The sequence below is a fragment of the Streptosporangium sp. NPDC003464 genome, from assembly GCF_053588315.1.
The window spans coordinates 1-9,307 of record NZ_JBSFPS010000345.1; the positions used below are offsets into that span (position 1 = coordinate 1).

The following is a 9,307-nucleotide window of genomic DNA, read 5'->3' on the forward strand; positions in this document are numbered from 1 at the left end:
CGGGGCGCCGGCGCCGCCCGGCAGGGCATGGGTGGCGGTGCTCATCGAGGAGCCGGGGATCTCAGCGGTCGATGGTGGCGACGGCCTTGTCGATCAGCGGCAGGTAGCGGTCGATCACCCACGGCACGGTGAGCGGGTTGATGATCGACGACGCGGTGACGAACGGGGTGTCGTCGCTGGAGACGACGCCGCCGCGCTTGACCGCGGGGATCGCCGCGTACAGCTTCTGCGCCTCGATCTCCTTGCGGGTCTTCTCATCGGTGTAGAAGGTGAAGACCAGGTCGCTGCCGGCGAGCTTCTGCGCGTTCTCCAGGCCGATGAGGGCGGAGTCGGTGCCCTCGGTCTCCTTGAAGGAGTTCACGACGGGGTCGACGGTGAGCCCGAGCGAGGAGACCATCTCGACCCGCTGCTCCTCGGGCTTGAACACGCCGAGGGTGCCGGGGCCAGTGGTGTAGATGTAGGAGAAGGTGACGTCCTTGTACTGGGGCCGGGTCGCGGCCGCGTCGGCGAGCTGCTTCCTGACCTTCGAGATCAGCGGCTGGGCCTCGGCGGGCCTGCCCAGCGCCTTGGAGATGATCTCGATCTGCTGGTCCCAGTTCGTGCTCCACGGCAGGTCCGGGTAGGCCACGGTCGGCGCGATGCCCGACAGGACGGAGTACTGCTCCTTCGTGATGCCGGACCAGGGCGCCAGGATCACGTCCGGGTCGAGTTCGACGATCGTGTCGAAGTCGATGTTCTCGCCGCCGGCGAACTGCTTCGGCAGCGTGCCGCCGGCCTTGGTCACCGCCTCGTGGATCCACGGCAGGTAGCCGGTCTTGTCGCTGCCCCAGGCGTAGCTCTCGATCCCCACCGGCGTGAAGCCGAGCGCGATCGCGGTCTCGGCCGACCCCTGCCCGAGGGTGACGACGCGCTGGGGCTGCTGCGTGATCTTCGCCTGGCCCAGCGCGCTGTCGATCGTGACCGGGAACGCGGAGCCGCCGGTCTCCGCCGGCGCCGCGGCGGCGGGCTTCTCCTCGGCCGCGGAGCAACCGCCGAGGGCGAGGGCGGCCGCGGCGACGACTGCTGAGAGGGAGAGCGCACGGCGGCGCGCACGGGCGAACCTGAACGGCATCGGTGAATCCTTGTGCTTCATGGGCCGCGCGGCCACGCCCGGCCGCCGCGGGGGACGGCTGGATCGGGGATCGGGCCGAGGCGGGAGGCCGCGCGGGTCGCAGCCCGAGCTTTCGAAGTTAGGTAAGACTAACCTATCTAATCTTCGATCCTCAATCCGCCCCGACACCGCGGGCCGGCCCGGCCGTCTGTCGCCGATCGCGGTGAACCTGGTCCACCGCCCGGCCCGCCGCCCGGCCGTGACCGCGCCGCCCGAGCCCGCCCGGGGACGCCTCCCCGGGGCCGCGCCGGAGGTCACCCGCAGGAGATACCGAGCTGGGCGTGCAACTCCGACTGGTCGTAGTAGAGGCGCAGGCTCACGATGAGTCCGTCCTCGACCACGCAGACGTAACAGCAGCGCAGCGACACCGAGCGGCCCGTCGCCGCGATCTCCCGGCCGTCGGGTAACACGTACGGTCCCTTGTGGGTGCCGACCATCAGCAGCTCGTCGATCGCCGCGTCGCCGACGTCGAACGACTCCGTGACCACCGCGCGGACGTCCGGAAAGGCCTCCCAGAACTGTTCCAAGTACGAGGCGAGCTCTTCGCGCCCCTGGGACAGGCCCTCCGGGCTGACGGTCACCCCGGTCGGGCTGACGGTGCGCAGCAGCGCGTCCAGGTCGTGATCGTTGAACGCGGCGGTGTATCCGTCGCGCACCTGCCGGGCATCGGTCATGGTGTCGCCCTCCTCCCCGCGAGTGGACGCACGCGACGCGGTTGCTCCCTCAGGCCGGCCGCCTCTCGAAGGAGGCCCGCTGCGCCGATCACCACGACGGCTGATGCGAACACCTCACGGAACCCGCTAATCCCGAGCATATGACCAGGGTGGCTCGGCCGGCATCAGCGCGTCCGCCGGCCGCCGACGGCGTCTTCGGTGTTCAGCGGGGTAGATACCGGTTGTACGGACGCTCCGCCGGCCCTCCCACGGCAGGAGGGACGCGAGACGGACCCACGGTGCGGACCGTCGCGGGACGGAGGCCGAGAGCATGCCACAGGGGAGTCGGAGAGTCTCCGGACCCGAGCGGTCCGGTGGGTCGGCTGGATGGGCCGGCCGGCGCGGGTGACGGTGGTGGTGGCCAGCCGGGACCGCCGCCACGACCTGGAACGCTCGCTGCCCCGTCACGAGGGGCCCGTCATCCTGCTCGACAACGGTTCGACCGACGGGAGCGCGGCCGCCGTGCGGCGGCGTTTCCCCCGTGTCGAGGTCGTCGAGTTGGGGCGCAACCTCGGCGCGCCCGCCCGCAACCTCGGGGTACGGCTGGCGGGGACGCCCTACGTGGCCTTCGCCGACGACGACTCCTGGTGGGCGGCCGGCGCGCTGGAGCGCGCCGCCGACGTCCTAGACGCCCATCCTCGCCTGGCGGTGCTGGCCGGACGCGTGCTGGTCGGGCCGCAGGAGCGGCCGGATCCGGTCTGCGCGGACATGGCGGCCTCCCCCCTCGGCAGGGAGCCGGACCTGCCCGGCCCGGGTGTTCTGGGGTTTCTGGCGTGCGGCGCGGTGGTGCGCCGGGAGGCGTACCTCGCCGCCGGAGGCTTCGACGGGGTCGTCTTCTTCTTCGGGGAGGAGGAGCGCCTCGCCCTCGATCTGGCGGCGGCGGGCTGGGGGCTCGCCTACGTCGAGGACGTCGTCGCCCACCACCATCCCTCGCCCTCGCGGGACCCCCGGGGCAGGCAGGTGCTCGCCGCCCGCAACGCGGTGCTCACCGCCGTCCTGCGGCGGCCGTGGCCGGTGGTCGCGCGCACGGCGTCCGCCGCCGCGCGCGGTGGCCCCGCGGGGCGGCGGGGGCTGTGGGAGGCCGTCCCCAGGCTGCCCGCGGCGCTGGCGGGCCGCCGCAGGCTGCCGCCGCAGGTCGAGGCGGCCCGCAGGTCGCTGGAGGCGCCCGGCGGCGGGCACGGCTCCGCGGGACAGGCCGCCGAGACGGTGAACGAGTGATCTCCCTCGGCCGCGGACACCCGCCCCGGAGAGCGTGAGGACCCAGGGACGGCGCGCCGGGCCGGGGACGCCGGGCCCGTCACATGCGCAGCCGGCGTTGGGCGGTGCCCTGCCATTCGGCCAGCAGGACGGTGGCGTCGTCCTGGAGCCGGCCGTCGTGGTAGTCGAGCACGCTGTGAGTGAGACGGCGCAGGGTCTCGGGGACCGGCAGGCCGTCGGCGGTGCGGCGGATGATGAAGTCGACGAAGCGCTCCAGGCCGAACTCCTGTCCGGAGGCGTTGCGGGCCTCGGTGATGCCGTCGGTGTAGAGCAGCAGCCGGTCGCCGGGCTCCAGCTGCTGGCGGCACAGGGCGACCGGGATGCCCAGGTCCAGGCCCAGGGGGTGGGCGGGCCGGCAGGCCAGCATGGTGATCCACCGGCCGCCCCGGATCACCACCGGCGGATGGTGGCCGCGGTTGACCCAGCTCAGCACTCCGGTGGAGGTGTCCAGGTCGGCCAGGACCGCGGTGACGAACCGGGTCGCCCGGCCGAACTCGGCGATCAGGACGGCCTCGATCATCTCGCTGTTCTCGGACAGGCCGGCTCCCCGGCGCCGGTTGTTGCGGCAGGCGGCCACGGCCAGGCTCGCGGTCAGCCCGGCCGAGACGTCGTGGCCCATCGCGTCGAAGATTCCCAGATGCGCGACGTCGCCGGCGATGGCGTAGTCGAAGGCGTCCCCACCGACCTCGTACGCCGGCTCCAAGGCCGCGCTGATCACCACCTCGGCGTTGGCGAAGGTCAGCGGCGGCATCAGGTTCCACTGCATCTCCGCGGCCACATGCATCGGCCGGGTGCGCACCAGCCGGGCGTAGGAGTCGCTGTAGGGGCGTTTGCTGACCACCAGCAGCGCCACCAGCGAGGCCAGGGCCCGCATCACCTCCCGGGTCGTCTCGTCGGCGTCCGAGGCGCTGACGCGCAGCACCCCGAGGCGCTCGGTGCCGTCCAGCAGCGGCACCCACCAGTGATCGGCCTCGCCGCCGGCGCCGGACCGGGGAAGCACCTCTATCTGCTGGAAAGCCCGTCCGGCCAGCGTCCCGTCGATCTGCAGCTCGTCGATCCGCCCGGCTGTCTCCTGGCCGCTCTCCCCGCCCTGCCCGCCGGCGTCCTCGCCACGGCCGGTCAGCAGCCGCAGCACGTTCTGCTGCAGGTCGGCCAGGTAGATCAGCACCTCGTCCAGGCCGGCGTGGGCGGCGTGCTCGGCGACCAGGGACGGCAGCCGCTCCAGCGCGATCAGGTGGCCGGCGTCCAGCAGTCCGCTCAGCATCCGCGCCGTGCCGCGTTGGGCGTTCACGACATCACCTCCGCCTGCATGCGACCACCCACGTCCGTCGACGACCTCCTACAGAGACGATTGTTCACCCCGGGCAAGTCCGGAGCGCAGATCACAGAACGACCGGAGGCAGCGCTTTACCGGCCCATGAACCTCCGGTCCCCGCTCCGTGGCAACGGCCCGGCACTCCCGCCTCAAGAGGTCGGGCACCACGGCCGGCTCCTGCTCCACATTCCCACCCGTACCCGTACTCCCGGAGAGGCGTGCAGGATCGGATCGTGGTCCGGGGCCGTGAGCCCGCCCGCCTGCAGGAGCCCCTGGTCGAGATGTGTCAGCCGGGCGTGGCGCAGCGGCCACGGCCGGTGCTCGACCTCGGCGTGGGCCAGCCCGCCGCCGATGACGGTGAACAGCCGGTAGCGTTCGGTGAGGAAGTCCGTCAGCCCGTCCCGTTCGGAGCCGGCCAGAGGCGCGCCCCACTCCACGTCGGCGTCGCACCGGACGCCGGCAGAGCCCCCGGGCCGACGGCGCCGGCAGCGGTAGACGCGCCGTCCGCCCTCGACGCGCACCGACATGTCGGACCAGTGGTAGGGCAGCCGGTAGCCGGCCCGGGCGCCGATGACGGGGAGGAGGCGCCCGGCGTCCAGCGACAGGAACCACAGGCCGCTCCGCCCCCACGCGTCCTTCACGTACGTGCGCACGTTCGTCTCGGGGAACGTGGACAGCCACGGCAGCACCGGCGCTCCGGGCACTCGTACGTTCTCCATGAGGAAGGGCGTCAGACCGACCCAGGCCGAGCCGTCGAACTCCTCCACCGTGAGCCCGTCGGGGAGCAACGGCTGGACCAGGGCGGAGGGGTAGCGCCAGTGAACGAAGGTCATCTGAGACCACTGGTGGTACATCACCGGCCAGACGCCCCGCGGGGACTGTGTCGTTCGCATCCCGCGCCCCTACCCCCGGGAAGCCGGTCCAGTGCGGTGCCCGGCGGATCCGCCACCCGGCGGCCGGCCCGCGTCCCCGACGTGGATCGGGGGCGCGGGCCGTACCGCCCCGGAGAGGGGTCTGTCAGTTCTCCTTGCCCATGGCCTTGCGGATCACGTCGCGGGCCCGGTCCATGATCGCGATCGGCGTGCCGACCAGCAGGTTCTTGGCCGCCGACTCGACACCCGGGTGCGGGTGGGTCGGCGCCAACGCCTCGGCGGCCTTCACCGCGGCCGCCATCGCGCGGCGCTCGGCCTCGGTGGTCCGCGCGCGCAGTTGGGCGAACTCGTAGCGCTCCTCGGCATGCGCGTGGGCCGTCACCGCCGCGCGCAGCGCGGTGAGATCGGCCAGGAACCGCGGGTCGTCCGCCCCCGCCTTGTCCATGTGGGCGAGGAGCTGCTTGGCCTCGTTCTCCTCGGCCAGCCGGTCCTCGACGACGGCTTCACCGCCGTCGATCTTACGGCGGGCGTAGGGGTGGACGACCTCCTCCTCGGCCGTCTCGTGTACGGCCAGCAGCCGCACCAGCCGCTGGAACGGCTCCGCGCGCTCGCCCGCGGGCGCGTTCTCGACCTCGTCGAAAAGGTCCTGGATGAGCGCGTGCTGTCGCAGCAGCAGGTCCACGACGTCGTTCTCGCCCATCGACTCAGGGGCGGTCCGGCGATCACTCATGGGGTGCTCCCTTCACGCGGGTCGCCCTACCCCAACCGGCCCCACCTATCTGTCCGTGCGTCCCATCGTTCAGGCCCACCGCCCGGCCATCTCGACGAGGGCCTGGTCAAGCGGGGCCGGTCCGAAGCCGAAGGCCCGCTCGGTCAGGGACGAGTCCAGGACGAAGGGGCACCGGTAGAGGTACTGCATCTCGGGAACCTCCGCCATGATCGGATCGCTGAGGGCCAGGTGGTGGATCTCCTCCAGGGGCAGGCTCGCCAGCTTCGGCTCCGGCGCCCCGGTCAGGGAGGCCAGGCGGGCCGCGAGCTCCCGCGCGGTGATCACTGTGGACGGAACATGCCAGGCTCTGCCCCACGAGCGGTCGTCGCGCGCCGCCGCGACCAGGGTGCGCGCCACGTCACCGGTGTAGGACCAGCTCTGGGGCACGTCCAGATCGTAGGGGAGGGAGGCGGGATCCCCGGCCAGCAGCGGCCCGGTCACCATCAGGTTGAACAGGGAGTAGGCCCCCGCGCCGAGGAGGTCGGCGGCGCGCACCTCGGTCACCCGGGCGCCGGACGCGGCGGCGTCCGCCCAGGGGCCCGGAGAGCTGCGGGCGCTGCAGGCGCCGCTCAAGGACAAGTACCGGGAGGATCCCGGATCCGCCGTGGTGACACTCCACGCCGAGGGCCGCCTGAAGGATCCGTCATGCCTGCGGAGGCTCCCGTACGGGACTCGTACCCATCTGGTCTAGTCTCACAGGCGTGACGGTCAGGAACTCGCACTGCTCCTTCTGTGGTGAGGCGTTCGCCTCCGGCCAGGCTTGGCCGCGGACCTGCTCCGCCTGCCGGAACACCGTCTACCTCAACCCGCTGCCGGTCGCGGTGATGGTGCTGCCGGTGGACGACAGCCTGCTCGTGGTCCGCCGTGACATCGAACCGCACCGCGGCGGGCTCGCCCTGCCCGGCGGCTTCATCGACATGGGCGAGTCCTGGCAGCAGGCGTCCGTCCGAGAGCTCCGGGAGGAGACGGGGGTCGTCGTCGACGCGGACGACGTCCGGCTGTTCGACGTGCTCAGCGCTCCCGACGGCACCGTGCTGATCTTCGCCGTGGGGCCGCGGATCGGCTCGGCAGCCCTCCCGCCGGTCGCGTCCACGGCCGAGACGACGGAGTGGTTGCTGATCGACGGGCCGCGGGAGCTGGCCTTCCCGCTGCATACCCGGATCGTGGCGGAATACTTCGTACGGAAATCCCTGTGAGCCCAGGTAAGTGCTCACGATGGGCAGGAGGCGTCCGCAGTGGGGAATCGAAAGGCCGTGCGCGCCGGGGCGCCCACCAGGTTGTCCCAGAAGCGGCGCGGCGTCAGCGGGGCCCTCGTGGCGTCCAGCAGGTCCCGGAACCCGCCGGTGGCCATCTCACCCCTGATCCGGTTCACCTCGGCCCGGAACCGCTCGTCCGGCAGCGGAGTCCCCTGGGCCATGTAGTCGGCGAAGACGTATTCGGCGGGAAGCGGCTTCTCGTGACCGACCCGCTGCCCGCAGGCCGTCGCCATATGACTGCCGAGGGCGTTGGCCAGGCCAAGTTGGTCGATGACGAGGACGTCCAGTGGGAACGACGCGCTCAGTGTGCCCAGAACCTTGCCCGCCACAGCCAGGCGCGCGGGCTGGTCGGCGCGGAGCGGCACCGGCCCCATGTCAGGCACGTGCAAGCCAGTTGCGTTCTCCGTGCTCAGTGGGTCCGGCCTGGCGCGGACGTAGGACTCGGCGGTGACTGGATGCGGGTCCCGGGTCTCGAGTACGTAGAAACCGCGTTCGTCGGCGATCCCGTCCGGCCCGACGGCCTGCCCGTACGGCACGCTCAGCACTGCGGCGCAGACCACGGCCCACAGCGCCACAGTCGCACAGGCGAGCGCGGCGATGGCGCGCAGCGGCAGAACCATGGCGGGAAGCAGGAGAAGCAAGAGAACCGGCAGCATCATCCGGCCGTGCATGAAGTCGCCACCGACCCGCAGGACATACAGCAGCATCAGCAGCCCGGCCGTGAGCGGGACTGCCGACACGATGAGGTCGCGGCGCGTACGGCAGGCCCACAGTGAAAGCGGGATCACCGCCAGCAGGGGGCCCACGAGCTGATAGGTCAGCATGGTGTCCCCGGCGTAGGTCAGGCCGCGTGCCCACCGGCTCTCGCCGGCCTCCTTGGCAAGGGCGGTGTTGGGTACGAGGAGCCCGTAGTAGCCCATTCGGAAGATCTGGTAGGCCACCGGCAGGGCCAGGGAGATCATGAACCAGCGGACGACGGTGCGCCACCCCGGCCGCCGCAGCACGAGCAGCGCGCCGAAGAAGACCGGATAGGCCAGGACCAGCTCCGGCCGGACCAGCGGCGCCAGACCGAGGACGAGCACCAGGGGAAGCGCAGGTCCTCCCGGAGCCGCCCGGACCAGCAACCACCAGGACGAACTTATCCATAGAAACACCAGCCCGGTCTCCAGGCCGGAGGTGGCGAACTCCCAGAACGGCGGCAGCGCGAGGACTACCATCACCCCGGCGGGCAGCAACCAGTGCGAGCCGCCGTGCAGGCGCACGGTACCGGCTACGGCGAACAACATGGCGCCGACTGTGCACGCGAGGCCGAGCAACACCGCGACGTAGGCCACGTCGCCCCGGCTCAGCCAGGAGACCACCGCGACCAGATAGGTCCAGGCGGTGCTGGTGTTGGCCTCGACGCGTTCGCCGATGTTGAAGACCGGCCCGTTGCCCGCGAGTAACTGCCGGACGGTCCGCACGGTGATGAGGCCATCGTCGCTGATCCACCGGTTCTGCCATCCGGCGAAGGCCATCACGGCTGCGGCCACCACCATGATCATTCGGTTCCATGCCCGTGCCCGTCGCGGTGGTCGCGTGACAGCGGAAGCGTGATCGACGTACACGAGCGGGGGCACGGCATCCTCCGTACTGATCGCATTACGCTTACCGCCGGGATCCCCGGAAGGCGGGCATCGGCCGTCCTGCTACGAGCAGGACCTTATCGGAGCACTGCCCGTAGTCGATCAAGCTGAGATGACCCAAGGCCGACTGCCTGTGCCGGATGTTGCAGCGGGTGATCCAGGCGAAGAGCTCCAAACAGGAGCAGGCACCGGATGTCGTACCGGCCCACCCGCTGCGCGCGGCGTACGGGCCCGGCCGGTACCGGCTCGACGTCGCCGCGGTGCGGGTGGGGTCGATGCCGTGGCTGTGACCGGCGAAGTGAAGGCGGAGTGAACGAGCGACGCCCGGGTCTCGAAATTCGAGACCCGGG

The 9,307-nt window shown here is 71.7% G+C and carries 10 protein-coding genes; 3 read left to right on the forward strand and 7 right to left on the reverse strand.

The genetic code is table 11. From position 1 onward, the window contains the following. Positions 1-61: 61 nt before the first annotated feature. Positions 62-1,111, reverse strand: a complete 1,050-nt coding sequence (locus ACWDS7_RS43440; RefSeq protein ID WP_451934056.1) for an iron-siderophore ABC transporter substrate-binding protein — start codon at positions 1,109-1,111, stop codon at positions 62-64. 293 nt (positions 1,112-1,404) lie between these two features. Beyond that, complete coding sequence (locus ACWDS7_RS43445; RefSeq protein ID WP_306858022.1) at positions 1,405-1,824, reverse strand: ester cyclase; 420 nt, start codon at positions 1,822-1,824, stop codon at positions 1,405-1,407. Positions 1,825-2,190: 366 nt separating this feature from the next. On the opposite strand from ACWDS7_RS43445, the gene ACWDS7_RS43450 reads away from it, so the two are divergent. Then, on the forward strand, positions 2,191-3,081 hold the full coding sequence (locus tag ACWDS7_RS43450) for a glycosyltransferase family 2 protein (protein WP_451934057.1): 891 nt from the start codon (positions 2,191-2,193) through the stop codon (positions 3,079-3,081). A 79-nt stretch (positions 3,082-3,160) separates the two neighbouring features. Here the strand turns inward: ACWDS7_RS43450 and ACWDS7_RS43455 are convergent, their stop codons facing one another. The 4 genes from ACWDS7_RS43455 to ACWDS7_RS43470 form a co-directional block, all read right to left on the reverse strand. Then, positions 3,161-4,411, reverse strand: a complete 1,251-nt coding sequence (locus tag ACWDS7_RS43455; protein ID WP_451934058.1) for a PP2C family protein-serine/threonine phosphatase — start codon at positions 4,409-4,411, stop codon at positions 3,161-3,163. A 173-nt stretch (positions 4,412-4,584) separates the two neighbouring features. Next, on the reverse strand, positions 4,585-5,328 hold the full coding sequence (locus ACWDS7_RS43460) for a YqjF family protein (RefSeq protein WP_451934059.1): 744 nt from the start codon (positions 5,326-5,328) through the stop codon (positions 4,585-4,587). A gap of 124 nt (positions 5,329-5,452) precedes the next feature. Continuing rightward, entirely contained in the window at positions 5,453-6,037 is a 585-nt protein-coding gene (locus tag ACWDS7_RS43465) for a hemerythrin domain-containing protein (protein WP_451934060.1), read from the reverse strand. A gap of 69 nt (positions 6,038-6,106) precedes the next feature. After that, positions 6,107-6,655, reverse strand: a complete 549-nt coding sequence (locus tag ACWDS7_RS43470; RefSeq protein WP_451934061.1) for a hypothetical protein — start codon at positions 6,653-6,655, stop codon at positions 6,107-6,109. A gap of 122 nt (positions 6,656-6,777) precedes the next feature. On the opposite strand from ACWDS7_RS43470, the gene ACWDS7_RS43475 reads away from it, so the two are divergent. Next, positions 6,778-7,272, forward strand: a complete 495-nt coding sequence (locus ACWDS7_RS43475; protein ID WP_306858029.1) for an NUDIX domain-containing protein — start codon at positions 6,778-6,780, stop codon at positions 7,270-7,272. Positions 7,273-7,286: 14 nt separating this feature from the next. Here the strand turns inward: ACWDS7_RS43475 and ACWDS7_RS43480 are convergent, their stop codons facing one another. After that, positions 7,287-8,876: a hypothetical protein gene (locus ACWDS7_RS43480; protein WP_451934062.1), complete on the reverse strand. Its 1,590-nt coding sequence runs from the start codon at positions 8,874-8,876 to the stop codon at positions 7,287-7,289. Between the two features lie 221 nt (positions 8,877-9,097). Between ACWDS7_RS43480 and ACWDS7_RS43485 the strand changes: the two genes are divergently transcribed. Then, on the forward strand, positions 9,098-9,247 hold the full coding sequence (locus ACWDS7_RS43485) for a hypothetical protein (RefSeq protein WP_451934063.1): 150 nt from the start codon (positions 9,098-9,100) through the stop codon (positions 9,245-9,247). The last annotated feature ends 60 nt before the right edge of the window (positions 9,248-9,307 follow it).